Origin of the sequence: Neisseria meningitidis (genome assembly GCF_022869645.1) — a bacterium.
Classification (GTDB): domain Bacteria; phylum Pseudomonadota; class Gammaproteobacteria; order Burkholderiales; family Neisseriaceae; genus Neisseria; species Neisseria meningitidis.
Genome location: NZ_CP064367.1, coordinates 912,305 through 938,950 on the forward strand (window position 1 = coordinate 912,305; position 26,646 = coordinate 938,950).

At 56.9% G+C, this 26,646-nt stretch carries 24 protein-coding genes and 1 pseudogene; 17 read left to right on the top strand and 8 right to left on the bottom strand.

The genetic code is table 11. The features are described 5' to 3' along the window. The first annotated feature begins 81 nt into the window (after positions 1 to 81). From accC to IUJ45_RS04695, 4 genes are all read left to right on the top strand, one after another. Positions 82 to 1,443, top strand: a complete 1,362-nt coding sequence (gene accC, locus IUJ45_RS04680; protein ID WP_002246427.1) for an acetyl-CoA carboxylase biotin carboxylase subunit — start codon at positions 82 to 84, stop codon at positions 1,441 to 1,443. Positions 1,444 to 1,703: 260 nt separating this feature from the next. Then, positions 1,704 to 2,591 carry a 50S ribosomal protein L11 methyltransferase gene (gene prmA, locus IUJ45_RS04685; RefSeq protein WP_002246428.1) on the top strand — a complete coding sequence of 296 codons (888 nt, stop codon included), beginning with the start codon at positions 1,704 to 1,706 and terminating at the stop codon, positions 2,589 to 2,591. 17 nt (positions 2,592 to 2,608) lie between these two features. Continuing rightward, positions 2,609 to 3,172 (top strand): oligoribonuclease, encoded by a 564-nt coding sequence (gene orn, locus IUJ45_RS04690; RefSeq protein ID WP_002233038.1) that lies wholly within the window; start codon positions 2,609 to 2,611, stop codon positions 3,170 to 3,172. Positions 3,173 to 3,182: 10 nt separating this feature from the next. Beyond that, complete coding sequence (locus IUJ45_RS04695; RefSeq protein WP_002233040.1) at positions 3,183 to 3,455, top strand: hypothetical protein; 273 nt, start codon at positions 3,183 to 3,185, stop codon at positions 3,453 to 3,455. A 215-nt stretch (positions 3,456 to 3,670) separates the two neighbouring features. Here the strand turns inward: IUJ45_RS04695 and hemL are convergent, their stop codons facing one another. The 3 genes and pseudogenes from hemL to IUJ45_RS04710 form a co-directional block, all read right to left on the bottom strand. Then, positions 3,671 to 4,954, bottom strand: coding sequence for a glutamate-1-semialdehyde 2,1-aminomutase (gene hemL / locus IUJ45_RS04700; RefSeq protein WP_002233042.1), 1,284 nt, complete (start codon positions 4,952 to 4,954; stop codon positions 3,671 to 3,673). A gap of 63 nt (positions 4,955 to 5,017) precedes the next feature. Continuing rightward, positions 5,018 to 5,401: a hypothetical protein gene (locus tag IUJ45_RS04705; protein WP_002233044.1), complete on the bottom strand. Its 384-nt coding sequence runs from the start codon at positions 5,399 to 5,401 to the stop codon at positions 5,018 to 5,020. 102 nt (positions 5,402 to 5,503) lie between these two features. Further along, positions 5,504 to 5,584: pseudogene (locus tag IUJ45_RS04710) on the bottom strand (glucosamine-fructose-6-phosphate aminotransferase); the annotation flags it as partial. A gap of 202 nt (positions 5,585 to 5,786) precedes the next feature. Here IUJ45_RS04710 and miaB point away from each other — a divergent pair. Continuing rightward, a complete protein-coding gene (gene miaB / locus IUJ45_RS04715) occupies positions 5,787 to 7,115 on the top strand; it encodes a tRNA (N6-isopentenyl adenosine(37)-C2)-methylthiotransferase MiaB (protein WP_002219830.1) in 1,329 nt (442 codons plus the stop codon). 84 nt (positions 7,116 to 7,199) lie between these two features. On the opposite strand, the gene dxs is transcribed toward miaB, so the two are convergent. Together dxs and xerC are read right to left on the bottom strand one after the other, a co-directional pair. Then, entirely contained in the window at positions 7,200 to 9,113 is a 1,914-nt protein-coding gene (gene dxs, locus IUJ45_RS04720) for a 1-deoxy-D-xylulose-5-phosphate synthase (RefSeq protein ID WP_002247120.1), read from the bottom strand. 84 nt (positions 9,114 to 9,197) lie between these two features. Then, complete coding sequence (gene xerC, locus IUJ45_RS04725; RefSeq protein ID WP_082308639.1) at positions 9,198 to 10,115, bottom strand: tyrosine recombinase XerC; 918 nt, start codon at positions 10,113 to 10,115, stop codon at positions 9,198 to 9,200. 193 nt (positions 10,116 to 10,308) lie between these two features. On the opposite strand from xerC, the gene fba reads away from it, so the two are divergent. From fba to IUJ45_RS04770, 9 genes are all read left to right on the top strand, one after another. Next, complete coding sequence (fba, locus tag IUJ45_RS04730) at positions 10,309 to 11,373, top strand: class II fructose-bisphosphate aldolase (protein ID WP_002219833.1); 1,065 nt, start codon at positions 10,309 to 10,311, stop codon at positions 11,371 to 11,373. Positions 11,374 to 11,638: 265 nt separating this feature from the next. Then, positions 11,639 to 12,541 (top strand): factor H-binding protein, encoded by a 903-nt coding sequence (locus tag IUJ45_RS04735; protein ID WP_014580490.1) that lies wholly within the window; start codon positions 11,639 to 11,641, stop codon positions 12,539 to 12,541. A gap of 139 nt (positions 12,542 to 12,680) precedes the next feature. Beyond that, positions 12,681 to 13,358, top strand: a complete 678-nt coding sequence (tsaB, locus tag IUJ45_RS04740; protein WP_002234311.1) for a tRNA (adenosine(37)-N6)-threonylcarbamoyltransferase complex dimerization subunit type 1 TsaB — start codon at positions 12,681 to 12,683, stop codon at positions 13,356 to 13,358. Continuing rightward, positions 13,355 to 13,795, top strand: coding sequence for a ribosomal protein S18-alanine N-acetyltransferase (gene rimI, locus IUJ45_RS04745; protein WP_002234312.1), 441 nt, complete (start codon positions 13,355 to 13,357; stop codon positions 13,793 to 13,795). The genes tsaB and rimI overlap by 4 nt, the downstream gene beginning before the upstream one ends. Next, positions 13,789 to 14,526 (top strand): uracil-DNA glycosylase family protein, encoded by a 738-nt coding sequence (locus IUJ45_RS04750; RefSeq protein ID WP_002247082.1) that lies wholly within the window; start codon positions 13,789 to 13,791, stop codon positions 14,524 to 14,526. Before rimI ends, IUJ45_RS04750 begins: the two co-directional genes overlap by 7 nt. Positions 14,527 to 14,587: 61 nt before the next feature. After that, a complete protein-coding gene (pyrE, locus tag IUJ45_RS04755; RefSeq protein WP_002217982.1) occupies positions 14,588 to 15,229 on the top strand; it encodes an orotate phosphoribosyltransferase in 642 nt (213 codons plus the stop codon). Between the two features lie 73 nt (positions 15,230 to 15,302). Continuing rightward, on the top strand, positions 15,303 to 15,737 hold the full coding sequence (locus IUJ45_RS04760) for an MJ0042-type zinc finger domain-containing protein (protein WP_002246433.1): 435 nt from the start codon (positions 15,303 to 15,305) through the stop codon (positions 15,735 to 15,737). Further along, entirely contained in the window at positions 15,734 to 17,044 is a 1,311-nt protein-coding gene (argA, locus tag IUJ45_RS04765) for an amino-acid N-acetyltransferase (protein ID WP_002246434.1), read from the top strand. Before IUJ45_RS04760 ends, argA begins: the two co-directional genes overlap by 4 nt. A gap of 95 nt (positions 17,045 to 17,139) precedes the next feature. Continuing rightward, positions 17,140 to 19,155 carry a prolyl oligopeptidase family serine peptidase gene (locus tag IUJ45_RS04770; RefSeq protein WP_082308640.1) on the top strand — a complete coding sequence of 672 codons (2,016 nt, stop codon included), beginning with the start codon at positions 17,140 to 17,142 and terminating at the stop codon, positions 19,153 to 19,155. Between the two features lie 113 nt (positions 19,156 to 19,268). Here IUJ45_RS04770 and IUJ45_RS04775 read toward each other — a convergent pair whose 3' ends face one another. Then, positions 19,269 to 20,225 carry a helix-turn-helix transcriptional regulator gene (locus IUJ45_RS04775; protein ID WP_002221535.1) on the bottom strand — a complete coding sequence of 319 codons (957 nt, stop codon included), beginning with the start codon at positions 20,223 to 20,225 and terminating at the stop codon, positions 19,269 to 19,271. 235 nt (positions 20,226 to 20,460) lie between these two features. Between IUJ45_RS04775 and IUJ45_RS04780 the strand changes: the two genes are divergently transcribed. The 3 genes from IUJ45_RS04780 to tdfF all read left to right on the top strand — a co-directional run bounded on the left by IUJ45_RS04780 (position 20,461) and on the right by tdfF (position 25,078). Next, on the top strand, positions 20,461 to 21,426 hold the full coding sequence (locus IUJ45_RS04780) for a siderophore ABC transporter substrate-binding protein (RefSeq protein WP_002221536.1): 966 nt from the start codon (positions 20,461 to 20,463) through the stop codon (positions 21,424 to 21,426). A 1,037-nt stretch (positions 21,427 to 22,463) separates the two neighbouring features. Continuing rightward, positions 22,464 to 22,787, top strand: a complete 324-nt coding sequence (locus tag IUJ45_RS04785; RefSeq protein ID WP_002219840.1) for a cupin domain-containing protein — start codon at positions 22,464 to 22,466, stop codon at positions 22,785 to 22,787. 113 nt (positions 22,788 to 22,900) lie between these two features. After that, positions 22,901 to 25,078: a TonB-dependent iron piracy receptor TdfF gene (gene tdfF, locus IUJ45_RS04790; RefSeq protein ID WP_082308641.1), complete on the top strand. Its 2,178-nt coding sequence runs from the start codon at positions 22,901 to 22,903 to the stop codon at positions 25,076 to 25,078. Between the two features lie 414 nt (positions 25,079 to 25,492). Here tdfF and IUJ45_RS04795 read toward each other — a convergent pair whose 3' ends face one another. Next, positions 25,493 to 25,816, bottom strand: coding sequence for a rhodanese-like domain-containing protein (locus IUJ45_RS04795; RefSeq protein WP_002247146.1), 324 nt, complete (start codon positions 25,814 to 25,816; stop codon positions 25,493 to 25,495). Positions 25,817 to 25,895: 79 nt separating this feature from the next. Beyond that, positions 25,896 to 26,552, bottom strand: coding sequence for a protein-L-isoaspartate O-methyltransferase family protein (locus IUJ45_RS04800; protein ID WP_002247088.1), 657 nt, complete (start codon positions 26,550 to 26,552; stop codon positions 25,896 to 25,898). Positions 26,553 to 26,646 lie beyond the last annotated feature (94 nt).

Here is a 26,646-nt window from a genome sequence, read left to right on the forward strand (position 1 = left end):
CCGTCTGAAATGCTTTCCCCCTTCGGCGTTCCCGCACCTTTTTTTTACGGACGGGTTGCCGGAATCACAGGAACAGTCATCATGCTGAAAAAAGTTTTAATCGCCAACCGAGGCGAAATCGCATTACGCGTACTCCGTGCCTGCCGCGAAATGGGCATTGCCACCGTCGCCGTGCATTCCGAGGCCGACAAAGACAGCCTGCACGTCAAACTCGCCGACGAATCCGTGTGCATCGGCCCTGCCGCATCTGCACAAAGCTACCTCAACGTCCCCGCCATTATTGCCGCCGCCGAAGTAAGCTGCGCGGACGCTGTCCACCCGGGCTACGGTTTCCTTGCCGAAAACGCCGATTTCGCCGAACAGGTCGAGCAGTCCGGCTTTACCTTTATCGGCCCGAAACCCGACACCATCCGCCTGATGGGCGACAAAGTCTCCGCCAAACACGCGATGATAGCGGCAGGCGTACCCTGCGTCCCCGGTTCTGACGGCGCATTGCCCGACGACGGCGAAGAAATCCTCAAAATCGCCGATAAAATCGGTTATCCCGTCATTATCAAAGCCTCTGGCGGCGGCGGCGGTCGCGGTATGCGCGTGGTCGAGAAAAAAGAAGACCTCCTCCAATCTGTCGAAATGACCAAGGCAGAAGCAGGCGCGGCATTCGGCAACCCGATGGTTTACATGGAACGCTATCTGCAACGTCCGCGCCACGTCGAAATCCAAGTGATTGCCGACGAACACGGCAACGCCGTATATCTTGCCGAGCGCGACTGTTCGCTGCAACGCCGCCACCAAAAAGTCATCGAGGAAGCACCGGCTCCGTTCATCACTGAAAAAGAACGCGCCAAAATCGGCAAAGCCTGTGCCGACGCTTGCAAACGCATCGGCTATCGCGGCGCAGGTACGTTTGAATTCCTGTACGAAGACGGCGAGTTCTTCTTTATCGAGATGAACACACGCGTTCAGGTTGAGCATCCGGTTACCGAGCTCATCACCGGCGTGGACATTGTGCAGGAGCAACTCCGCATCGCCGCCGGCCTGCCTTTGCAATACAAACAAAAGGATATTCAAGTCGAAGGCCACGCGTTTGAGTGCCGTATCAACGCCGAAGACCCATACAACTTCATCCCCAGCCCGGGCCCGATTGAAAGCTGCCACCTGCCCAGCGGCTTCGGTATCCGCGTCGACAGCCACATTTACCAAGGCTACCGCATCCCTCCTTACTACGACAGCCTGATCGGCAAAGTCTGCGTCGTCGGTAAAGACCGCGACCAAGCCATGGCTAAAATGCGCGTAGCCCTTGCCGAACTGGCGATTACCGGCATCAAAACCAATACGCCGCTGCACCGCGACTTGTTCAACGACCCAGGTTTCCAAAAAGGCGGCGTCAGCATCCACTATTTGGAACACTGGCTGGAAGATCGCAAAGCCAAACAGGACAAGTAAACCGCCGCCGATATGCCGTCTGAAGCCGCCCGTCCGCGTTCAGACGGCATTTCCCTTGCCCCGCGCCGTCTGAAACCGATTTCGATATAGTGGATTAACTTTAAACCAGTACGGCGTTGCCTCGCCTTAGCTCAAAGAGAACGATTCTCTAAGGTGCTGAAGCACCAAGTGAATCGGTTCCGTACTATTTGTACTGTCTGCGGCTTCGTCGCCTTGTCCTGATTTAAATTCAATCCACTATATTTCCAAGAAAGCCCGTTATGCCCTACCAACAAATCACCGTCAACGTCAACGATGCCGTCGCCGAACGCCTCGCCGACGCGCTGATGGAACACGGCGCACTCTCCGCCGCCATCGAAGATGCCTACGCCGGCACGCAAAACGAACAGGCGATTTTCGGCGAACCCGGTATGCCCGCCGAACAAATCTGGCAGCAGAGCAAAGTCATCGCCCTGTTCGGCGAACACGACGAAGCCGCCGCCATCATCCAAACCGCCGCACAAGAATGCGGATTAAAAGACTTGGCATACACCGGCGAAATCCTCGAAGACCAAGACTGGGTACGCCTGACCCAAGCTCAATTCGACCCCATCCGAATTTCCGAACGCCTGTGGATTACCCCCTCTTGGCACGAAGCCCCCGAAGACACTGCCGTCAACCTCCGCCTCGATCCCGGCCTCGCCTTCGGCACCGGCAGCCACCCGACCACGCGCCTCTGCCTCAAATGGCTGGATACGCAACTCAAAAACGGCGAAAGCGTCCTCGACTACGGCTGCGGTTCGGGCATCCTGACCATCGCCGCCCTCAAACTCGGTGCAGGTTTCGCCGTCGGCGTGGATATTGACGAACAAGCCGTCCGCGCCGGCAAGGACAACGCCGAACAGAACAACGTCGATGCACAATTCTTCCTGCCCGACGGTCTGCCTCAAGGGCAATTCGACGTAGTTGTCGCCAACATCCTCGCCAACCCTTTACGTATGCTCGGCGAAATGCTCGCCGCCCGCACCAAACAAGGCGGCCGCATCGTGTTATCCGGTTTGTTGGACGAACAAGCCGAAGAACTCGGCGGCATTTACAGCCAATGGTTCGATCTCGATCCTGCGGAAACAGAAGAAGGATGGGCGCGACTGAGCGGGACAAAACGCTGACAAGCAAAGGAAACATCATGCAGGATAAAAACAACCTATGCTGGCTCGATATGGAAATGACGGGGCTTAATCCCGAAACCGACCGCATTATCGAAGTCGCGATGATTATTACCGACTCGGATTTGAATGTATTGGCGCAATCCGAAGTTTACGCCATCCACCAAAGCGACGAGCTGCTCGACAATATGGACGAATGGAACACCGCCACACACGGTAGGACGGGGCTGACACAGCGCGTACGCGAATCGTCGCATACCGAAGCCGAAGTCGAACAGAAACTGCTGGACTTTATGTCGGAATGGGTACCCAGACGCGCCACGCCGATGTGCGGCAATTCCATCCACCAAGACCGGCGTTTTATGGTCAAATATATGCCGAAACTGGAAAACTACTTCCACTACCGCAACCTTGACGTTTCCACACTGAAAGAGCTTGCCAAACGCTGGAATCCGCCCGTTGCCAAAAGCGTCGTCAAACGCGGTTCGCACAAGGCATTGGACGACATTTTGGAGAGCATCGAAGAAATGCGCCACTACCGCGAACACTTTCTGATTTCCGCCCCGAGAGCCGAAGCGCAATAAGAAACAAAAAATGCCGTCTGAAGCGCAAATCCTGCATTTCAGACGGCATTTTTACAGCAGATTGAAATCAAAAATATACACGCCCGTCATTCCCGCGCAGGCGGGAATCCGGAAGGTCGGGCTTGTTGGTCATGAAGTGGTCTTGAAAATGAAACGTTATCGAAAATCTGACGAACTGAAAGAAAAATATAGCGATATAGATGAGACTTTTGAATTTATAAAGGGGTTTATCTATGTAATTGCCCTTGCTTTTACCGCATATGTCGCTATCCGTTTTTTCTGATGCGCTTCCGATAAAATGCCGTCTGAAGGCTTCAGACGGCATTGTTTCAGGTGGCGGCGGCTTCCTGCCGGGCGCGGCTGATTTCGGCCCGTTATTTTCAATCATTACAGAAACTGAAAGGTCTGGATTCCCGCCTGCGCGGGAATGACGGCGGTGTGCATTCTTACTTCAATCTGCCAAACAAATCGAACAGAGAAACTCTGTCCGTCAAAACATCATGCAGCCATCGCCTTGAACACTTCAACCGCAACCGCAACCGTTTCGTCAATCAGCTCGGGCGTATGCGCGGCAGAAACGAAACCTGCTTCATAAGCGGACGGGCCGAAGGCAATGCCGCGGTCGAGCATCCCGTGGAAAAACTGTTTGAAGCCTTCAATATTGGAACGCGCCATATCGGCATAATTTCGCGGCGCGTGTGCGGCAAAATACAGACCGAACATACCGCCCACGCTGTCGGCGGTGAACTCGATGCCCGCCGCATCCGCTGCCGTCCGAAAACCTTGAACCAACTGTTCGGTACGCGCCGTCAGGTTTTCATAAAACCCTTCGCGGCGGATGATTTCCAGCGTTTTCAAACCGGCGGCGACGGCAATCGGGTTGCCCGACAAGGTGCCTGCCTGATACACGCCGCCCAGCGGGGAAATACATTCCATAATGTCTTTGCGTCCGCCGAACGCGGCAAGTGGCATACCGCCGCCGATGACTTTGCCCATCGTGGTCAGGTCGGGCGTGATGCCGTGCAGCGATTGTGCGCCGCCGAGCGCGACGCGGAAACCGGTCATCACTTCGTCGTAAATCAACACTGCGCCGTGTTTTTCGGTCAATTCGCGCAGGGCTTTGACGAAGGCTTCAGACGGCCTAACCAGATTCATATTGCCGACAAAAGGCTCCAAAATCACACAGGCAATGTCATTGCCGCTTTGAGCAAAGGCTTCTTCGAGTTGGGCGATGTTGTTGTATTCGAGGACTAAAGTGTGTTTGGTAAAGTCGGCAGGCACACCGGCGGAAGAGGGATTACCGAAGGTGAGCAGACCGCTGCCTGCTTTCACCAACAGGCTGTCGGAATGGCCGTGGTAGCAGCCTTCAAATTTGATGATTTTGTCACGGCCGGTAAAGCCGCGTGCCAGACGGATGGCGGTCATGGTCGCTTCGGTACCGGAGCTGACGAGGCGCAGCCGTTCGACGGACGGCATGATTTTGGCGATTTCTTCGGCAATGGCGATTTCGCCCTCGGTAGGCGCGCCGAACGACAAACCGCCCAACGCGGCTTCGCGCACGGCTTCGATGACTTCGGGGTGCGCGTGGCCGACAATCGCAGGCCCCCACGAGCCGACATAGTCGGTGTAGCGCGTGCCGTTTTCATCCCAAACATACGCGCCTTCGGCTTTTTTGATGAAGCGCGGCACGCCGCCGACGCTGCCGAATGCGCGGACTGGCGAATTCACACCGCCGGGGATGACCGCCTTGGCGCGGTCGAATAAAATTTCGTTACGGTTCATATTTATCCTCAAATGCCGCCTGAACGGCAGGTTTCGGGCTTGGAAGCAGAAAGCCCCATTTTATCATTTTTCAGGTTGCGACAAGGATTTGCCCGCTTCTTTGCGGATCACGCCAACCGCATCCCGGTTGACGGAACGTTCGTCTTTTTCCACTTTATGTGTAAAGCGGTAGTCCCGGACAACTCCCTCCCCGTCGTAATCCACACACCACTCCCAATGCCGGCGTTCTGATTTCATATAAATGAAATTGGTCGGCAAAAAATTATAAATCGGCAGGCTGACTTCATGATAGGCATAACAACCGAAAGGGTTGCGCTTCCCGAAACGTGCCTCTACCTCCGCCCGGGTCGTTTTGCCTTTAACAACCGTTTGTGCGATTCCCTCTTCCGTCTGATATAGTGGATTAACAAAAATCAGGACAAGGCGACGAAGCCGCAGACAGTACAAATAGTACGGAACCGATTCACTTGGTGCTTCAGCACCTTAGAGAATCGTTCTCTTTGAGCTAAGGCGAGGCAACGCTGTACTGGTTTTTGTTAATCCACTATAACGCAGGAACTGATGTTCCCTGTCGCCGAAATTGCTGGTACACGCACACAGCAGCAATGCCGCCCACACAGCCGGTTTCATACACACCTCCCATTAAAGCCAAACATTATACAGCCGTCCCGACCGATTAAATTCATATTTTAAAACAATATTCTACCTCCCAAACCCACATCGTGCTATAATCCGCACCGATTTTCAGACGGCATCGTCGTGCCGTCTGAAATTTTTTCATTCCAACAACAATCAGCCCCGCGATTACGGCTGCCTGAGAAAGACACAAACCATGAAAAAAGTATTTATCCGCACCTTCGGCTGCCAGATGAACGAATACGACAGCGACAAAATGCTCGCCGTCCTCGCCGAAGAACACGGCGGCATCGAACAGGTTACCCAAGCCGACGAAGCCGACATCATCTTGTTCAACACCTGCTCCGTGCGCGAAAAAGCGCAAGAAAAAGTCTTCTCCGATTTGGGGCGCGTGCGTCCGCTCAAAGAAAAAAACCCCGGCCTCATCATCGGCGTTGCCGGCTGCGTCGCCTCGCAAGAAGGCGAAAACATCATCAAACGCGCGCCTTATGTGGACGTGGTTTTCGGCCCGCAAACGCTGCACCGCCTGCCAAAAATGATTGTGGACAAAGAAACCAGCGGGCTGTCGCAAGTCGATATTTCCTTCCCCGAAATCGAAAAATTCGACCACCTGCCGCCCGCCCGCGTCGAAGGCGGCGCGGCATTCGTATCGATTATGGAAGGCTGTTCCAAATACTGCTCCTTCTGCGTCGTCCCCTACACGCGCGGCGAAGAATTCTCCCGCCCGCTCAACGACGTATTGACAGAAATCGCCAACCTTGCCCAGCAAGGCGTGAAAGAAATCAACCTCTTGGGACAAAACGTCAACGCCTATCGCGGCGAAATGGACGACGGCGAAATCTGCGACTTCGCCACCCTGCTGCGCATCGTCCACGAAATCCCCGGCATCGAACGTATGCGCTTCACCACCAGCCACCCGCGCGAGTTTACCGACTCGATTATCGAGTGCTACCGCGACCTGCCCAAATTGGTTTCCCACCTGCACCTGCCGATTCAAAGCGGTTCCGACCGCGTATTGAGCGCGATGAAACGCGGCTACACCGCTTTGGAATACAAATCCATCATCCGCAAACTGCGTGCCATCCGTCCTGATTTATGCCTGAGCAGCGATTTCATCGTCGGCTTCCCCGGCGAGACCGAACGCGAGTTCGAGCAAACCTTGAAACTGGTGAAAGACATTGCCTTCGACTTGAGCTTCGTGTTTATTTACAGTCCGCGCCCCGGCACGCCTGCCGCCAACCTGCACGACGACACGCCGCACGAAGAAAAAGTGCGCCGCCTCGAAGCCTTGAACGAAGTCATCGAAGCCGAAACCGCGCGCATCAACCAAACGATGATCGGCACGGTTCAACGCTGCCTGGTCGAAGGCATCTCCAAAAAAGACCCCGACCAGCTCCAAGCCCGCACCGCCAACAACCGCGTCGTCAACTTCACCGGCACGCCCGACATGATCAACCAAATGATCGATTTGGAAATCACCGAGGCCTACACCTTCTCCCTGCGCGGCAAAATTGTCGAAGCCTAAACCCTCACGCCGAAAAAATGCCGTCTGCAGCGTTTCAGACGGCATTTTGCCTTGTATCGGCAGACGACGGCGCGGCCGGGCGGCTTAATTTGCCGCATCCCGATCCGACAGCCACGCGCGCACACGCCGTTCCACCGCTTCGGCACTCAAGCCCAAATCGTCTAAAAGTTTTTTCGGATCGCCGTGTCCGGTTACGGTATCGGCAACGCCCAAAAGCAAGACGGGTTTGCAGATGCCGTGTTTCGCCAACACTTCCAGCACCGCGCTGCCTGCGCCGCCCTGTTCGGCGTTTTCTTCAAGGGTAACGATGCGGTCGTGGCTTCGGGCAAGGCGGACAATCAACTCTTCGTCTATCGGTTTGACGAAGCGCATATCGGCGACGGTGGCGTTCAGTTTTCCGGCGACCGCCAATGCAGGGGCGACCATACTGCCGAAGGCAATGAATGCGGTTTTCTCACCTTCGCGGCGGATAATGCCCTTGCCGATTTCCACGGTTTCCATGCCGTCTGAAACCGGCACGCCCGTACCCGTGCCGCGCGGATAGCGGACGGCGGCGGGCGCGTCTGCCTGATAGCAGGTCGAAAGCAGCAGGCGGCATTCATTTTCATCGCTCGGCGCGGCGACAATCATATTCGGAATGCAGCGCAAAAAGCTTAAATCGTACAAACCGGCATGGGTCGGGCCGTCCGCGCCGACGATGCCCGCGCGGTCGACGGCAAACAAAACGGGCAGGTTTTGCAGGGCGATGTCGTGCACCAGTTGGTCGTAGGCGCGTTGTAAAAAGGTGGAATAAATCGCCACGACGGGCTTCATCCCTTCGCAAGCCAAACCGCCGGCAAAGGTAACGGCGTGCTGCTCGGCGATGCCGACATCGAAATAGCGGTCGGGGAATCGTTGTTCAAACTCAACCAAGCCGCTGCCCTCGCGCATGGCGGGGGTAATCGCAACCAGTCGGGAATCTGCCGCCGCCCGGTCGCACAGCCATTTGCCGAACACTTGGGTATAGGTCGGTTTGGCGGCGGGCTTGGGTTCTTTTTCAGACGGCATTTGCGCCGCGCTTTCTTTAGGCAGGTTGGCGACGGCGTGGTATTTGACGGGATCGTTTTCGGCGAGTTTGTAGCCGTTGCCCTTTTTGGTGATGACGTGCAGAAGCTGCGGGCCTTTGCGTCCGCGCAGGTCTTCCAATACATCGACCAGATTTTCGACGTTGTGTCCGTCCACGGGGCCGGTATAGCGGAAGCCGAAGTTTTCAAACAAAGACAGTGACTGTTTGGCGTGTTCGGCTTCTTCGGCAAGGGTTTTGATTTTATGTTCGACTTTTTGGGCAAACTCCATCGCGCCGGGTATTTTGTCTAATACCTTGCCCGTTTGCGCTTTGACGGTACTCAACAGTCCGTGCATATCGCGCACGACGTTGCTGGCAAGGTATTTGGGCAACGCACCGACGTTGGGGGAAATCGACATTTCGTTGTCGTTGAGGACGACCAGCAAATCCACATCCATATCGCCCGCGCAGTTCAAGGCTTCAAACGCCTGACCCGCCGTCATCGCGCCGTCGCCGATGATGGCGACGCTGCGGCGGTCGCTGCCCAACTGTTTGTCCGCCGCCGCCATGCCCAACGCCGCGCCGATGGAGGTGGAGGAATGCCCCACGCCGAACGCGTCGTACTCGGACTCGCAACGTTTCGGAAAACCCGCCAAACCGCCATATTGGCGCATGGTGTGCATCTGGTTTTTACGTCCGGTAAGAATTTTGTGCGGATAGCTTTGGTGTCCGACATCCCACACCAGCTTGTCTTCGGGCGTGTTGTAAACGTAGTGCAGCGCAACCGTCAGCTCGACCGCGCCCAAATTGCTGGCGAAATGCCCGCCGGTCTGCCCGACAGATTCCAGCAGAAAGGTGCGCAACTCGCCGGCAAGGCGCGGCAGCTGTTTTTTGTCCAGACGGCGCAAATCTTGCGGGCTGTCAATCAGGTCGAGTAGGGGGCTTGGGTTCATGGTGTGTCTTTTTTATGTGTCGTCCGGGTGCAACGGCCAATTATATATCAAGAGCGTGCGGCTGACGGCTGATTTTGCCGTATGTCATTCGTCCTGCCGCTTGGCGCGCGGGTGGGCTTCGTCATACAGGCGGGCGATGTGGTCGAAATCGAGTTTGGTGTAAATCTGCGTGGTCGAAAGGCTGCTGTGCCCGAGCAGCTCCTGCACCGCCCTGATGTCGCGCGAAGCCTGCAACAGGTGTCCGGCGTAGCTGTGGCGCATCATATGCGGCGAAACGTGCCTGCCGTCGCCGTTTTGCGCCGCCCATTGCGCCAAACGTTTTTGGATTTGGCGTTGGCTCAGGCGCGTGCCGTTCCTGCCGGTAAACAGGGCTTTGCCGTCCGATGCCGTCTGACGCAGCGGCAGATAGTTTTTCAGGGCTTCCACGCTTTTGCCGGTCAGCGGAACCTGCCGCTGCTTGCGTCCTTTGCCGGTAACGTGTACCCACGCCTCGTCCAAATATACATCATCTGCATTCAAGCCGTGTATCTCGCTCACGCGCAAACCGCTGCCGTACATCAGTTCGAACAGCGCGTGATCGCGCACCGCCAGCAGGTCGCCGCCGTCCACGGGCAAATCCAGCATCCGGTTCAGCCATTCCTGCGGCAGGGCTTTGGGTACGCGCTCGGGCTGCTTCGGCGGTTTGATGTCGGCGGTCGGGTCGGTATGCAGCAGACCGCGTTTGACCAGCCAGGCGCAATACTGCCGCCAAGACGACAGCTTGCGCGCCAGCGTCCGCGCATTCAAACCGCGCTGCGACAGCCGCCGCAACGCCGCCGTAAAATCGCGCTGCGACAAGCCCTGCGGCACGCCGCCTGCATCTTCAGACGGCATTTGTGCCAACAGCGCAAACAGTTCTTCCAAATCGCGCCGGTATGCCGCCACCGTGTGCTCCGACTTGCCCTCGCGCACGATGTTTTCCAAATAAGCGTCAAAATGCGCCGCAAACCCGTCCAAAACCATAACCGCCCCACACAAATATCAAAAAAACAGTGAAAACATTATCATAAACGACACACCAAAACCCCGAACCGCCCAAAATCCGACCCGTCCGCCCGCCGTTATCGTTAACATAAAATCAATGAGCCGTTTATGGTTTTTTGCCGCAAAAAACATTATAATCCGCCTTATTTACCTATTGCCCAAGGAGACACAAATGGCACTCGTATCCATGCGCCAACTGCTTGATCATGCTGCCGAAAACAGCTACGGCCTGCCCGCGTTCAACGTCAACAACCTCGAACAAATGCGCGCCATTATGGAAGCCGCCGACCAAGTCAACGCGCCCGTCATCGTACAGGCGAGCGCAGGTGCGCGCAAATACGCGGGCGCGCCGTTTTTGCGCCACCTGATTTTGGCGGCTGTCGAAGAATTTCCGCACATCCCCGTCGTGATGCACCAAGACCACGGCGCATCGCCCGACGTGTGCCAACGCTCCATCCAACTGGGCTTTTCCTCCGTGATGATGGACGGCTCGCTGATGGAAGACGGCAAAACCCCTTCTTCTTATGAATACAACGTCAACGCCACCCGTACCGTGGTTAATTTCTCCCACGCCTGCGGCGTATCCGTTGAAGGCGAAATCGGCGTATTGGGCAACCTCGAAACTGGCGAAGCCGGCGAAGAAGACGGTGTAGGCGCAGTGGGCAAACTTTCCCACGACCAAATGCTCACCAGCGTCGAAGATGCCGTGCGTTTCGTTAAAGATACCGGCGTTGACGCATTGGCGATTGCCGTCGGCACCAGCCACGGCGCGTACAAATTCACCCGTCCGCCCACAGGCGACGTGTTGCGTATCGACCGCATCAAAGAAATCCACCAAGCCCTGCCCAATACACACATCGTGATGCACGGCTCCAGCTCCGTTCCGCAAGAATGGCTGAAAGTCATCAACGAATACGGCGGCAATATCGGCGAAACCTACGGCGTGCCGGTTGAAGAAATCGTCGAAGGCATCAAACACGGCGTGCGTAAAGTCAACATCGATACCGACTTGCGCCTTGCTTCCACCGGCGCGGTACGCCGCTACCTTGCCGAAAACCCGTCCGACTTCGATCCGCGCAAATATTTGAGCAAAACCATTGAAGCGATGAAGCAAATCTGCCTCGACCGCTACCTCGCGTTCGGTTGCGAAGGTCAGGCAGGCAAAATCAAACCGGTTTCCTTGGAAAAAATGGCAAACCGTTATGCCAAGGGCGAATTGAACCAAATCGTCAAATAACAGGTTGCTTGTAAACAAAATGCCGTCTGAACCGTTGTTCGGACGGCATTTGATTTTTGCTTCTTTGACCTGCCTCATTGATGCAGTATGCAAAAAAAGATACCATAACCAAAATGTTTATATATTGAGACCTTTGCAATAACATAGGTTACTAAAATTTTATGCTCAATCTCATTTTCAAAATGCAAAACTTTTCTGATTTTTCCTACTTTTTGCTCAATATTAGGAAGGTTTTAGGCAATTGAAAATTTTTTGGCGCATTTTTATGCGTCAAATTTCGTTAACAGACTATTTTTGCAAAGGTCTCATATTATCTATTCTGCGTATGACTAGGAGCAAACCTGTGAACCGAACTGCCTTCTGCTGCCTTTCTTTGACCGCCGCCCTGATTCTGACCGCCTGCAGCAGCGGAGGCGGCGGTGTCGCCGCCGACATCGGCGCGGTGCTTGCCGATGCACTAACCGCACCGCTCGACCATAAAGACAAAAGTTTGCAGTCTTTGACGCTGGATCAGTCCGTCAGGAAAAACGAGAAACTGAAGCTGGCGGCACAAGGTGCGGAAAAAACTTATGGAAACGGCGACAGCCTCAATACGGGCAAATTGAAGAACGACAAGGTCAGCCGCTTCGACTTTATCCGTCAAATCGAAGTGGACGGGCAGCTCATTACCTTGGAGAGCGGAGAGTTCCAAGTGTACAAACAAAGCCATTCCGCCTTAACCGCCCTTCAGACCGAGCAAGTACAAGATTCGGAGCATTCAGGGAAGATGGTTGCGAAACGCCAGTTCAGAATCGGCGATATAGCGGGTGAACATACATCTTTTGACAAGCTTCCCGAAGGCGGCAGGGCGACATATCGCGGGACGGCATTCGGTTCAGACGATGCCAGTGGAAAACTGACCTACACCATAGATTTCGCCGCCAAGCAGGGACACGGCAAAATCGAACATTTGAAATCGCCAGAACTCAATGTTGACCTGGCCGCCTCCGATATCAAGCCGGATAAAAAACGCCATGCCGTCATCAGCGGTTCCGTCCTTTACAACCAAGCCGAGAAAGGCAGTTACTCTCTAGGCATCTTTGGCGGGCAAGCCCAGGAAGTTGCCGGCAGCGCAGAAGTGGAAACCGCAAACGGCATACGCCATATCGGTCTTGCCGCCAAGCAGTAACCATTGTGAAAATGCCGTCCGAACACGATAATTTACCGTTCGGACGGCATTTTTGCGCCATACCGCCCTAGGATACGACGGCACGGCAGGCAAGCCGGTTTCACTATATAATGCCGTCTGAACCAACGAGAACCACACCATGCAAGCCGATTTCAACCGCCCCGTCCTCGCCGTCGATACCGGAACTTCCTATTTGTCGCTCGCGCTGCGCGCCGACGGCGAAACCTGCCTGTTCCATCAGGAAGTCGGCAGCCGCCAGTCCGCACTGATTCTGCCGGAAATCCGCACGTTGTTTCACGATGCAGGCATTACCGCCGCCGATTTGGGGGCGATTGTTTATGCGAAAGGCCCCGGCGCGTTTACGGGACTGCGTATCGGCATCGGCGTGGCGCAAGGTTTGGCAACGCCGTTTGATACTCCTTTAATCGGCGTACCCTCGCTCGATGCCGCCGCCTCGCTGCCGCCGCCGCAAAGCTGCATCCTTGCCGCTGCGGACGCACGTATGGGCGAAGTGTTTTATGCATGGTTCGACACGCTGAACCGCCGCCGTTTGAGCGATTATCAGGTCGGTCGGGCGGCAGACATCCGGCTGCCGGAAGGATGCGCCTTTTCAGACGGCATCGGCAATGCGTTCGCGCTGGAAAACCGTCCGCCCTTCTCAGGCAAACCCGATATGCCGACCGCCGCCGACTTCCTCAATCTGGCGGCTGAAGGCGGTTTTCCCGCCGTCGCTGCGGCACACGCCGAGCTGCTCTACGTCCGCAACAAAATCGCCTTGACTGCCAAAGAACAGGCGGAACGGAGGGCGCGCCTGTGAACATCCGCCGCGCCGTTTATGCCGATTGCGCCGCACTCGCCGCGCTCGATGCCGTCTGCAACCCGTCCGCGTGGACGCAACGCCAATTTGAGTCCGCACTGGTTTCGCCGTCCGAACAGGTTTTCCTTGCGGAAAAAGACGGCGGGATTGCCGCCTTTATCGTTTGGCAGAACCTGCCCGACGAATCCGAACTGCACCTGATTGCCACCGCGCCCGAATGCCGCCGCCAAGGAATTGCGTCCGCCCTGCTCGAATATTGGTTCACACATCTGCCCGAAGACACGCAACGCCTGCTGCTCGAAGTCCGTGCAGGCAACACCGCCGCACAGGCACTGTACACGGCGCACGGCTTCAGCATTACGGGCAGGCGGAAAAACTATTACCGTACAGCCGACGGTAAAACCGAAGATGCCGTCTTAATGGAGAAAATATGTTAAGCGCGCGCTACCTCCACCTGCACGAAGCTTTGGGTTTGGGTCCGATGTGGCTGAAACAGGCCGCCGCCGTCCTGCCGCCCAAAAACACACCCGCACCCTCGGCACAGGCACGTCCCCAAACCGTCCGCGCCGCCCCGATCCGCCCTTCCCAACCCCATAACGGTCAGGCGCGGCTCGAAACGATGAAAGCGTTGGAAACCGCCGCCGTACATACGCGCAAACCCGCGCCTGAAACCGAAACGCCCCCGCCCGGCCTTTCAGACGGCATCGCCCCCGTTCCCGCCGCTTCGGGCATAACCAAACTTGCCGTCGTCAGCCTTTGCCCACCGATTGAGGATGCGGTTTACGGGCAACTGTTCTACGGCAAAGCGGGTGTTCTGCTTGACAACATACTCAAAGCCGTAGGACTGGATGCCGCCTATGTCCACAAAACCTGTTGGGTGAAAACCGCCGCCGTCGGCAACCCGATGCCGTCTGAAGCGGCAATCGAAACCGCGACGGTTTCCGTCATGCAGGAACTCGACGGCTGCCGCGCCCCCGCCGTCCTATTCCTCGGACAGGCGTTTGTCAACCCGGAACGGCAGGCGATGATTGAAACTTTGTGCGGCAGCCGTCCCTTCTTCATCATCGACCATCCCGCCCGGCTTTTACGCCAACCCGAACTCAAAGCCCGCGCCTGGCAGGTGTTGAAACAGTTGAAACGCGCCTTGCGGCAAGGCGGCGGCAGTTGAAGCGCACCGCACGGGGCGGTAGAATCGCAACTGCGTCCCAATATCTGACAGAAAGCACAAAATGACCGATTTCCGCCAAGATTTCCTCAAATTCTCCCTCGCCCAAAATGTTTTGAAATTCGGCGAATTCACCACCAAAGCCGGACGGCGGTCGCCCTATTTCTTCAATGCCGGCCTCTTTAACGACGGCTTGTCCACGCTGCAACTGGCAAAATTTTACGCACAATCCATCATTGAAAGCGGCATCCGATTCGATATGCTGTTCGGCCCCGCCTACAAAGGCATTATTTTGGCGGCGGCAACCGCGATGATGCTGGCGGAAAAAGGCGTGAACGTCCCGTTTGCCTACAACCGCAAAGAAGCCAAAGACCACGGCGAAGGCGGCGTGTTGGTCGGCGCGCCGCTTAAAGGGCGCGTGCTGATTATCGACGACGTGATTTCCGCCGGCACATCCGTACGCGAATCGATCAAACTGATTGAAGCGGAGGGTGCAACCCCCGCCGGTGTCGCCATCGCGCTCGACCGCATGGAAAAAGGCACGGGTGAATTGAGCGCGGTTCAGGAAGTGGAAAAACAATACGGCCTGCCCGTCGCCCCCATCGCCAGCCTGAACGATTTGTTTATTCTGTTGCAAAACAACCCCGAATTCGGACAGTTCCTCGAACCCGTCCGAGCCTACCGTCGGCAGTACGGCGTAGAATAAAAACAAAGCATATGCCGTCTGAACCGCCTTACGCCTCAGACGGCATCAAACCTGACACACACGAGGAAATACCATGCCCGCCTGTTTCTGCCCCCACTGCAAAACCCGTCTCTGGGTCAAAGAAACCCAACTCAATGTCGCCCAAGGCTTCGTCGTCTGCCAAAAATGCGAAGGAATGTTTAAAGCCAAAGACCATCTGGCAAGCACGAAAGAACCCATATTCAACGATTTGCCCGAAGCTGTTTCGGATGTCAAACTCGTTCACCGCATCGGCACGAGCGCCATCGGCAAGAAACAGATTTCCCGTGACGAAATCGCCGGCATCCTCAACGGCGGCACAACCCAGCCCGATATTCCGCCCGCAACCGCCGCCACCCCTGCTGCCGCACCGCAGGTTACCGTACCGCCCGCCGCGCCCGCCCGTCAGGATGGGTTCAACTGGACGATTGCAACCCTGTTTGCCCTTATCGTCCTCATTATGCAGCTTTCCTACCTCGTCATCCTATGAGCGCGCCCGACCTCTTTGTCGCCCACTTCCGCGAAGCCGCCCCCTACATCCGCCAAATGCGCGGCAAAACGCTGGTCGCCGGCATAGACGACCGCCTGCTCGAAGGTGATACCTTAAACAAGCTCGCCGCCGACATCGGGCTTTTGTCGCAACTGGGCATCAGGCTCGTCCTCATCCACGGCGCGCGCCACTTCCTCGACCGCCACGCCGCCGCGCAAGGCCGCACGCCGCATTATTGCCGGGGCTTGCGCGTTACCGACGAAACCTCGCTCGAACAGGCGCAGCAGTTTGCCGGCACCGTCCGCAGCCGTTTTGAAGCCGCATTGTGCGGCAGCGTTTCCGGGTTCGCGCGCGCGCCTTCCGTCCCGCTCATATCGGGCAACTTCCTGACCGCCCGTCCGATAGGTGTGATTGACGGAACCGATATGGAGTACGCGGGCGTTATCCGCAAAACCGACACCGCCGCCCTCCGTTTCCAACTCGACGCGGGCAATATCGTCTGGCTGCCGCCGCTCGGACATTCCTACGGCGGCAAGACCTTCTATCTCGATATGCTTCAAACCGCCGCCTCCGTCGCCGTCTCGCTTCAGGCCGAAAAACTCGTTTACCTGACCCTTTCAGACGGCATTTCCCGCCCCGACGGCACGCTCGCCGAAACCCTCTCGGCACAGGAAGCGCAATCGCTGGCGGAACACGCCGGCGGCGAAACGCGACGGCTGATTTCGTCCACCGTTGCCGCGCTCGAAGGCGGCGTGCATCGCGTCCAAATCCTCAACGGTGCCTCCGACGGCAGCCTGCTGCAAGAACTCTTCACCCGCAACGGCATCGGCACATCCATTGCCAAAGAAGCCTTCGTCTCCATCCGGCAGGCGCACAGCGGCGACATCCCGCACATCGCCGCCCTCATCCGCCCGCTGGAAGAACAGGGCATCCTGCTGCACCGCAGCCGCGAATACCTCGAAAACCACATTTCCGAATTTTCCATCCTCGAACACGACGGCAACCTGTACGGTTGCGCCGCCCTGAAAACCTTTGCCGAAGCCGATTGCGGCGAAATCGCCTGCCTTGCCGTCTCGCCGCAGGCACAGGACGGCGGCTACGGCGAACGCCTGCTTGCCCACATTATCGATAAGGCGCGCGGCATAGGCATAAGCAGGCTGTTCGCACTGTCCACAAATACCGGCGAATGGTTTGCCGAACGCGGCTTTCAGACGGCATCGGAAGACGAGTTGCCCGAAACGCGGCGCAAAGACTACCGCAGCAACGGACGAAACTCACATATTCTGGTACGTCGCCTGCACCGCTGACCGCAACGGAAAGCCGCCGCAGAAATGCCGTCTGAACCCCGTTTCAGACGGCATTTCCCCGATTATAAAGACCTGCCCAACCCTCAAGGACCCCGATGAAATCCTACCCCGACCCCTACCGCCATTTTGAAAACCTCGATTCCGCCGAAACGCAAAACTTCGCTGCTGAAGCGAATGCCGAAACGCGCGCGCGTTTTTTAAACAACGACAAGGCGCGCGCGCTTTCAGACGGCATTTTGAATCAAATGCAGGACACGCGGCAGATTCCGTTTTGTCAGGAACACCGCGCGCGGATGTACCATTTCCATCAGGACGCAGAATATCCGAAGGGCGTGTACCGCGTGTGTACCGCGGCGACATACCGTTCCGGCTATCCCGGGTGGAAAATCCTGTTTTCAGTGGCGGATTTCGACGAATTGCTCGGCGACGATGTATATTTGGGCGGCGTGTCGCACTTGGTGGAACAGCCCAACCGTGCGTTGTTAACACTGAGCAAATCGGGCGGCGATACGGCGTACACGCTGGAAGTGGATTTGGAAGCAGGGGAGTTGGTAGAAGGCGGTTTTCACTTTCCGGCAGGCAAAAACCATGTGTCGTGGCGCGATGAAAACAGCGTGTGGGGGTGTCCGGCTTGGGGCGAACGCCAGTTGACCGAATCGGGCTATCCGCGCGAGGTGTGGCTGGTGGAACGCGGCAAGAGTTTCGAGGAAAGCCTGCCTGTGTATCAAATCGATAAAGGTGCAATGATGGTGAACGCGTGGCGTTATCTCGATCCGCAAGGTTCGCCGATTGATTTGATTGAAGCGTCGGACGGTTTTTACACCAAAACCTATTTGCAGGTGTCGTCGGAAGGCGAGGCGAAACCGTTAAACCTGCCCAACGATTGCGACGTGGCCGGCTATCTAGCCGGACATCTTTTGCTGACATTGCGTAAAGACTGGCACCGCGCGAACCAAAGCTATCCGAGCGGCGCATTGGTGGCAGTAAAATTAAACCGAGGCGAACTCGGGGCGGCGCAGCTTTTGTTTGCGCCCGATGAAACGCAGGCATTGGAAAGCGTGGAAACGACCAAGCGTTTTGTGGTGGCGAGCCTGCTGGAAAACGTACAAGGCCGTCTGAAAGCGTGGCGGTTTGCCGACGGCAAATGGCAGGAAGTCGAACTACCGCGCCTGCCTTCGGGCGCGTTGGAAATGACCGACCAGCCATGGGGCGGCGATGTGGTTTACCTTGCCGCCAGTGATTTCACTACGCCGCTGACGCTGTTTGCGCTGGATTTGAACGTGATGGAACTGACCGTCATGCGCCGTCAGCCGCAGCAGTTCGATTCAGACGGCATCAACGTGCAGCAGTTTTGGACGACTTCGGCCGACGGCGAGCGTATTCCTTATTTTCACGTCGGCAAAAACGCCGCCCCCGACACGCCGACTTTGGTTTATGCATACGGCGGTTTTGGCATTCCCGAGTTGCCGCATTATTTGGGCAGCGTCGGCAAATATTGGCTGGAAGAGGGCAATGCCTTTGTGTTGGCAAACATCCGCGGCGGCGGCGAGTTCGGCCCGCGCTGGCATCAGGCGGCGCAGGGAATCAGCAAACACAAAAGCGTCGACGATTTGCTTGCCGTCGTGCGCGATTTGTCCGAACGCGGTATCAGTTCGCCCCAACACATCGGCTTGCAGGGCGGCAGCAACGGCGGCCTGATTACCGCCGCCGCCTTCGTGCGCGAACCGCAAAGCATCGGCGCGCTGGTGTGCGAAGTGCCGCTGACCGATATGATCCGCTATCCGCTGCTCTCCGCCGGCGCAAGCTGGACGGACGAATACGGCAACCCGCAGAAATACGAAGTCTGCAAATGCCGGTTGGGCGAATTGTCGCCGTATCACAATCTTTCAGACGGCATCGATTATCCGCCAGCGCTCATTACCACCAGCCTCAGCGACGACCGCGTCCATCCTGCCCACGCGCTCAAGTTCTACGCCAAACTGCGCGAAACCTCCGCGCAATCTTGGCTCTACTCACCTGACGGCGGCGGCCATACCGGCAACGGCACCCAACGCGAATCCGCCGACGAACTCGCCTGCGTGTTGCTGTTTTTGAAAGAGTTTTTGGGCTAAGGGCGGGGAGCGGCACTGCCGCCGCGAATGAAAAAAGGTCGTCTGAAACTGCTTTTTCAGACGACCTTTTTTAATGGTTGTTTCAAATCAAAATATCTATGCCGCCGGCCCCATCAGCACTTCTTCACATCCGAAGGCAAAAATCCGTAATGCCGTCTGAACGCTTCGTTGAACCGTCCCGCGTGGCGGTAGCCGCAAAAGTGCATGGCGGCTTGGACGGTGCTGCCGGATTCGATGAGGGCGAGCGCGTGTTCCAGCCGCAGGCGGCGCAGGCATCCGGCGACGGTTTCGCCGGTTTGCGCTTTGAAATAGCGTTTCAGGTAGCATTCGTTCAGTCCGACGCGGCGGGCGATTTCGGCGATGGTCAGCGGACGGGCGAATTCGTGTTGCAGGATGTCGGCGGCTTCGTCTATGCGCCGACGGCGGTAACCGTTGTCGTGGCGGCGGAAGGTGAAGCGCAATAATCGGGCGGAGAGTTCCAGCGCGGCGGCTTCGTCGGCAAGCAGGCCGAAGCCGTCCGATTCGAACGAGCGTTGCAGCAGTGGGCAGGCCGCCGCCGTCAGTGCCGCTGCGTTTTGCGCCAGCCGTTGCAGGGCGAATCGGCCTATCGTTTGCGGCGAAAACAGGCGTTCGTCCAGCAAGCCTTCGTCGTGCCAGCGGCGCAGTTTTTCCAGCGAAAAATCCAAATGCAGCGCGCACATGCCGCTGTTGTCGGGCAGCAGGGTTTCGGATACGTCCGCCAACTCGCCGCGTACCAGCCAGATTTCGCCGGCAGACGGGCGGTATTCCCTGCCGCCCATTTGTAACCGGTTCTGCCCCGACACCATGACGAACAAGGCGCAGTTGTGGCTGAAATTGTGGATTTCGGTGGGAAACGCGCCCGTTCCGCCGCCGCGCATCCGCGACAAGGTGATGCCCGAGTCGAAGCGGTTGATGCACATTTCCAGATGCAAACCGGGCTGTTTTGCCTGCGCAATGAGCGCGCTGTCGGAACAGCCGTCCAACGCCCAGCCGGATTTATCGGAGCGGACATAGGTTTGGTACTGGCGGTAGATGGCGGCGGTGTTCATGATTGGATAGGAACGAGTTGTCTAACAAATGAATTAAATAGGAATTATTACCAATAATCAAGCGCAGGGATTGGTTGAAACGGAAAAGGTCGTCTGAAAGGGTGTTTCAGACGACCTTTTCCGTATCGGGAATTTGTTTTGCCGTATCGGGAATTTTGCGTTTTGCGGCGTGGTTTCTGCAGGTTGTTTGCTTAATAATAAACATTCTTATTCGTATGCAAAGGAACCGCACACCGTGAAACCGCGTTTTTATTGGGCAGCCTGCGCCGTCCTGCTGACCGCCTGTTCGCCCGAACCTGCCGCCGAAAAAACTGTATCCGCCGCATCCGCATCTGCCGCCACACTGACCGTGCCGACCGCGCGGGGCGATGCCGTTGTGCCGAAGAATCCCGAACGCGTCGCCGTGTACGACTGGGCGGCGTTGGATACGCTGACCGAATTGGGTGTGAATGTGGGCGCAACCACCGCGCCGGTGCGCGTGGATTATTTGCAGCCTGCATTTGACAAGGCGGCAACGGTGGGGACGCTGTTCGAGCCCGATTACGAAGCCCTGCACCGCTACAATCCTCAGCTTGTCATTACCGGCGGGCCGGGCGCGGAAGCGTATGAACAGTTGGCGAAAAACGCGACCACCATAGATCTGACGGTGGACAACGGCAATATCCGCACCAGCGGCGAAAAGCAGATGGAGACCTTGGCGCGGATTTTCGGCAAGGAAGCGCGCGCGGCGGAATTGAAGGCGCAGATTGACGCGCTGTTCGCCCAAACGCGCGAAGCCGCCAAAGGCAAAGGACGCGGGCTGGTGCTGTCGGTTACGGGCAACAAGGTGTCCGCCTTCGGCACGCAGTCGCGGTTGGCAAGTTGGATACACGGCGACATCGGCCTACCGCCTGTAGACGAATCTTTACGCAACGAGGGGCACGGGCAGCCTGTTTCCTTCGAATACATCAAAGAGAAAAACCCCGATTGGATTTTCATCATCGACCGTACCGCCGCCATCGGGCAGGAAGGGCCGGCGGCTGTCGAAGTATTGGATAACGCGCTGGTACGCGGCACGAACGCTTGGAAGCGCAAGCAAATCATCGTCATGCCTGCCGCGAACTACATTGTCGCGGGCGGCTCGCGGCAGTTGATTCAGGCGGCGGAGCAGTTGAAGGAGGCGTTTGAAAAGGCAGAACCCGTTGCGGCGGGGAAAGAGTAGGGAGTCGTCTGAAAACGGAGCTTCCGAAGGAAGCGGGGGGTTTCTGCGAAGCTAAAGTGCGGTTTCAACGAATTGAAAAGCAGCCTGTATGTTGAAAATACCGCTCAAGCAAACCTACGGTTTGCCGCCCTCTCCCTAGCCCTCTCCCACAGGGAGAGGGGATTGGGGTGCAGGCTGTCTTTAAGCTTCAGGCGATTTTTAACTCTTGTTGAAGCTGCGATTTCAGAAGCTCCGTTTTAGCTTCGCAGAAACTCCGCTTCCTTCGAAAGCTCCGTTTTCAGACGACCTTTTGGAACACCACAGGCACACGCATCGAACGGCTGAATCAAAGTTCAGACCGATGGCAGCCCGCACCCGAGTTTATGCGGCAAACAGCGAGGCTACGGCAACCCGTCCCCTCTCCCTGTGGGAGAGGGTTAGGGAGAGGGCAGTAAGCCGTAGGCTTACATCAAAGTCGATAACGCTTTCACAAAGCCTGTGTGCACTGAAAACTGAAAGGTCGTCTGAAAACGGAGCTTTCGAAGGAAGCAGAGTTTCTGCGAAGCTAAAACCGAAGCTGCAAAAAATCGAAAAGCAGCCTGCACGTTGAAAATGCCGCCCAAGCAAACCTACGGTTTGCCGCCCTCTCCCTAGCCCTCTCCCACAGGGAGAGGGGATTGGGGTGCAGGCTGTCTTTAAGCTTCAGGCGATTTTTAACTCTTGTTGAAGCTGCGATTTCAGAAGCTCCGTTTTAGCTTCGCAGAAACTCCGCTTCCTTCGAAAGCTCCGTTTTCAGACGACCTTTTGGAACACCACAGGCACACGCATCGAACGGCTGAATCAAAGTTCAGACCGATGGCAGCCCGCACCCGAGTTTATGCGGCAAACAGCGAGGCTACGGCAACCCGTCCCCTCTCCCTGTGGGAGAGGGTTAGGGAGAGGGCGGTAAGCCGCAGGCTTGCATCAAAGTCGATAACGCTTTCGTTACAACTCCGCCCACTGAACGAAGCCAAAACGACAAACCGCATCGTAAACCACCCAACCCATAGGAGAACCCCATGCAAAACGAAACCATCAACCTGAAACAGCACCTTGCCGCCATCAAAGAATACTGGCAGCCCGAAATCATCAACCGCCACGGGTTCCAATTCCGTTTGGTCAAACTTTTGGGCGATTACGGCTGGCATACGCACGGATACAGCGACAAAGTGCTGTTTGCCGTGGAGGGCGACATGGCGGTGGACTTCGCCGACGGCGGCAGCATGACGATACGCGAGGGCGAGATGGCGGTCGTGCCGAAGTCGGTGTCGCACCGCCCGCGTTCGGAAAACGGCTGCTCGTTGGTGCTGATTGAGTTGTCCGACCCGTCCGAGGCCGTCTGAAAACGAAGTTTCCGAAGGAAGCTGAGTTTCTGCGAAGCTAAAAGCAGCCTGCACCTTCAATCAATATGCCGAAAATACAACCCCACCGCACACCAACACACAAAGGAAATCCCATGACACGCTTCAAATATTCCCTGCTGTTTGCCGCCCTGTTGCCCGTGTACGCGCAGGCCGATGTTTCTGTTTCAGACGACCCCAAACCGCAGGAAAGCACTGAATTGCCGACCATCACCGTTACCGCCGACCGCACCGCGAGTTCCAACGACGGCTACACTGTTTCCGGCACGCACACCCCGCTCGGGCTGCCCATGACCCTGCGCGAAATCCCGCAGAGCGTCAGCGTCATCACATCGCAACAAATGCGCGACCAAAACATCAAAGCGCTCGACCGCGCCCTGTTGCAGGCGACCGGCACCAGCCGCCAGATTTACGGCTCCGACCGCGCGGGCTACAACTACCTGTTCGCGCGCGGCAGCCGCATCGCCAACTACCAAATCAACGGCATCCCCGTTGCCGACGCGCTGGCCGATACGGGCAATGCCAACACCGCCGCCTATGAGCGCGTAGAAGTCGTGCGCGGCGTGGCGGGGCTGCTGGACGGCACGGGCGAGCCTTCCGCCACCGTCAATCTGGTGCGCAAACGCCCGACCCGCAAGCCATTGTTTGAAGTCCGCGCCGAAGCGGGCAACCGCAAACATTTCGGGCTGGGCGCGGACGTATCGGGCAGCCTGAATGCCGAAGGCGCGCTGCGCGGCCGCCTGGTTTCCACCTTCGGACGCGGCGACTCGTGGCGGCAGCGCGAACGCAGCCGCGATGCCGAACTCTACGGCATTTTGGAATACGACATCGCACCGCAAACCCGCGTCCACGCAGGCATGGACTACCAGCAGGCGAAAGAAACCGCCGACGCGCCGCTCAGCTACGCCGTGTACGACAGCCAAGGTTATGCCACCGCCTTCGGCCCGAAAGACAACCCCGCCACAAATTGGGCGAACAGCCGCCACCGTGCGCTCAACCTGTTCGCCGGCATCGAACACCGCTTCAACCAAGACTGGAAACTCAAAGCCGAATACGACTACACCCGCAGCCGCTTCCGCCAGCCCTACGGCGTAGCAGGCGTGCTTTCCATCGACCACAACACCGCCGCCACCGACCTGATTCCCGGTTATTGGCACGCCGACCCGCGCACCCACAGCGCCAGCGTGTCATTGATCGGCAAATACCGCCTGTTCGGCCGCGAACACGATTTAATCGCGGGTATCAACGGTTACAAATACGCCAGCAACAAATACGGCGAACGCAGCATCATCCCCAACGCCATTCCCAACGCCTACGAATTTTCCCGCACGGGTGCCTACCCGCAGCCTGCATCGTTTGCCCAAACCATCCCGCAATACGGCACCAGGCGGCAAATCGGCGGCTATCTCGCCACCCGTTTCCGCGCCGCCGACAACCTTTCGCTGATACTCGGCGGCAGATACAGCCGTTACCGCACCGGCAGCTACGACAGCCGCACACAAGGCATGACCTATGTGTCCGCCAACCGTTTCACCCCCTACACAGGCATCGTGTTCGACCTGACCGGCAACCTGTCGCTTTACGGCTCGTACAGCAGCCTGTTCGTCCCGCAATCGCAAAAAGACGAACACGGCAGCTACCTGAAACCCGTAACCGGCAACAATCTGGAAGCCGGCATCAAAGGCGAATGGCTTGAAGGCCGTCTGAACGCATCCGCCGCCGTGTACCGCGCCCGTAAAAACAACCTCGCCACCGCAGCAGGACGCGACCCGAGCGGCAACACCTACTACCGCGCCGCCAACCAAGCCAAAACCCACGGCTGGGAAATCGAAGTCGGCGGCCGCATCACGCCCGAATGGCAGATACAGGCAGGTTACAGCCAAAGCAAAACCCGCGACCAAGACGGCAGCCGCCTGAACCCCGACAGCGTACCCGAACGCAGCTTCAAACTCTTCACTGCCTACCACTTTGCCCCCGAAGCCCCCAGCGGCTGGACCATCGGCGCAGGCGTGCGCTGGCAGAGCGAAACCCACACCGACCCTGCCACGCTCCGCATCCCCAACCCCGCCGCCAAAGCCCGCGCCGCCGACAACAGCCGCCAAAAAGCCTACGCCGTCGCCGACATCATGGCGCGTTACCGCTTCAATCCGCGCGCCGAACTGTCGCTGAACGTGGACAATCTGTTCAACAAACACTACCGCACCCAGCCCGACCGCCACAGCTACGGCGCACTGCGGACAGTGAACGCGGCGTTTACCTATCGGTTTAAATAAGGTCGTCTGAAAACGGAGTTTCTGCGAAGCTATAGTGGATTAACAAAAACCAGTACGGTGTTGCCTCGCCTTAGCTCAAAGAGAACGATTCTCTAAGGTGCTCAAGCACCAAGTGAATCGGTTCCGTACTATTTGTACTGTCTGCGGCTTCGTCGCCTTGTCCTGATTTTTGTTAATCCACTATAAAAGCAGCCTGCACATTGAAAATGCCGCCCAAGCAAACTTTCAGTTTGCCAGCCTCGTCCTAGCCCTCTCCCACGGGGAGAGGGGATTGGGGTGCAGGCTGCCTTTAAGGTTCAGGCAAATTTTAACTTCGTTGATACCGCGCTTTAGCTTCGCAGAAGCTGCACTTTCAGACGACCTTTTGGAACACCACAGGTACACGCATTTAAGGAATGCCGTCTGAAGCCGCCTTCAATAACGCGCCATTTCCGCGTCAACCTCAACCGCCCACGCGTCGATGCCGCCCTGAAGGTTGTACAGGTTTTCAAAACCCGCGTCCGCCAGATACATCGCCGTATGCAGGCTGCGGATACCGTGATGGCAATACACCACAAGCGGCACATCGTCCGGCAACTCATTTTGCCGCAGCGGAATCAGATTCATCGGGATATGCAGCGCATCGGGCAGCGAACAAATCGCCGCTTCTTCATCCGTACGCACGTCCAACAAACAAAACATCCGCCCTTCGTCCATCCACGCCTTCAATTCCGCCGACCCAAGTTGCACAATATCCATCGCAAAAATCCCAAAAAACCAAGCAAAATGCCGTCTGAAGCCCCAAATCCGCTTTCAGACGGCATGACCTGTCAACATCTTAAAAATCGAAACCGCCAAACGGATCGGTATCCTTATCGTCCAAATGCGCCACCAAAGTATCGAACAGCACCTTCTCTTCAAACACATCGCCCTTGCGCGTAATCAAAAGCGCGCGCTGAACAGGCTTGCGGCCTACGATAACCGCCATGCGTCCGCCATCTTTCAACTGTTCTTTCAACACTTCAGGCACAAGGTTTACCGCACCGCCGACATAAACCGCATCAAACGGCGCACCTGCGGAAAGTTCGGTCAACCCGTTGTTTTGCACATAATCGATATTGTCCAAACCCAAGCCGTCCAACACCGCTTTGGCGCGGTTTTGCTGTTCGGCATCGAGGTCGTCCGAGACTACTTTGCCCGCCAATTTTGCCAAAAGCGCGGTCGCATAGCCCGAGCCCGTGCCGATTTCCAAAACCGTATCGTTTTTCGTCAGCTTCAAGCCCTGCGCCAGCCGCGCCACGACTTTCGGCTCCAGCATCTTATGCCCGTTGGCAAGCGGCAGTGCCATATCCGCATACGCCAAACCCTGCAAGTCCTCATCGACAAAAAGCTCGCGCGGAATCTCCGCCAAAGCGTCCAACACATCAAAATCCAATACATCCCAAGGACGGATTTGCTGTTCGACCATATTGAACCGCGCTTTTTCAAAATCCATTTAGTGCTCCGTCAAATAATTGTTTCAACAATGGCAGGCATTATAAAACCACACTCCCGCCGCGCCAACTTCGGCACGCGCCGCCCGCCCCTTT

Excerpts from the sequence above, each read along its gene's own strand:
- accC (WP_002246427.1), top strand. The coding sequence starts at position 82 with ATGCTGAAAAAAGTTTTAATCGCCAACCGAGGCGAAATCGCATTACGC.
- prmA (WP_002246428.1), top strand. The coding sequence starts at position 1,704 with ATGCCCTACCAACAAATCACCGTCAACGTCAACGATGCCGTCGCCGAA.
- orn (WP_002233038.1), top strand. The coding sequence starts at position 2,609 with ATGCAGGATAAAAACAACCTATGCTGGCTCGATATGGAAATGACGGGG.
- IUJ45_RS04695 (WP_002233040.1), top strand. The coding sequence starts at position 3,183 with ATGCCGTCTGAAGCGCAAATCCTGCATTTCAGACGGCATTTTTACAGC.
- hemL (WP_002233042.1), bottom strand. The coding sequence starts at position 4,954 with ATGAACCGTAACGAAATTTTATTCGACCGCGCCAAGGCGGTCATCCCC.
- miaB (WP_002219830.1), top strand. The coding sequence starts at position 5,787 with ATGAAAAAAGTATTTATCCGCACCTTCGGCTGCCAGATGAACGAATAC.
- dxs (WP_002247120.1), bottom strand. The coding sequence starts at position 9,113 with ATGAACCCAAGCCCCCTACTCGACCTGATTGACAGCCCGCAAGATTTG.
- xerC (WP_082308639.1), bottom strand. The coding sequence starts at position 10,115 with ATGGTTTTGGACGGGTTTGCGGCGCATTTTGACGCTTATTTGGAAAAC.
- fba (WP_002219833.1), top strand. The coding sequence starts at position 10,309 with ATGGCACTCGTATCCATGCGCCAACTGCTTGATCATGCTGCCGAAAAC.
- IUJ45_RS04735 (WP_014580490.1), top strand. The coding sequence starts at position 11,639 with ATGCGTCAAATTTCGTTAACAGACTATTTTTGCAAAGGTCTCATATTA.
- tsaB (WP_002234311.1), top strand. The coding sequence starts at position 12,681 with ATGCAAGCCGATTTCAACCGCCCCGTCCTCGCCGTCGATACCGGAACT.
- IUJ45_RS04750 (WP_002247082.1), top strand. The coding sequence starts at position 13,789 with ATGTTAAGCGCGCGCTACCTCCACCTGCACGAAGCTTTGGGTTTGGGT.
- pyrE (WP_002217982.1), top strand. The coding sequence starts at position 14,588 with ATGACCGATTTCCGCCAAGATTTCCTCAAATTCTCCCTCGCCCAAAAT.
- IUJ45_RS04760 (WP_002246433.1), top strand. The coding sequence starts at position 15,303 with ATGCCCGCCTGTTTCTGCCCCCACTGCAAAACCCGTCTCTGGGTCAAA.
- argA (WP_002246434.1), top strand. The coding sequence starts at position 15,734 with ATGAGCGCGCCCGACCTCTTTGTCGCCCACTTCCGCGAAGCCGCCCCC.
- IUJ45_RS04770 (WP_082308640.1), top strand. The coding sequence starts at position 17,140 with ATGAAATCCTACCCCGACCCCTACCGCCATTTTGAAAACCTCGATTCC.
- IUJ45_RS04775 (WP_002221535.1), bottom strand. The coding sequence starts at position 20,225 with ATGAACACCGCCGCCATCTACCGCCAGTACCAAACCTATGTCCGCTCC.
- IUJ45_RS04785 (WP_002219840.1), top strand. The coding sequence starts at position 22,464 with ATGCAAAACGAAACCATCAACCTGAAACAGCACCTTGCCGCCATCAAA.
- tdfF (WP_082308641.1), top strand. The coding sequence starts at position 22,901 with ATGACACGCTTCAAATATTCCCTGCTGTTTGCCGCCCTGTTGCCCGTG.
- IUJ45_RS04795 (WP_002247146.1), bottom strand. The coding sequence starts at position 25,816 with ATGGATATTGTGCAACTTGGGTCGGCGGAATTGAAGGCGTGGATGGAC.
- IUJ45_RS04800 (WP_002247088.1), bottom strand. The coding sequence starts at position 26,552 with ATGGATTTTGAAAAAGCGCGGTTCAATATGGTCGAACAGCAAATCCGT.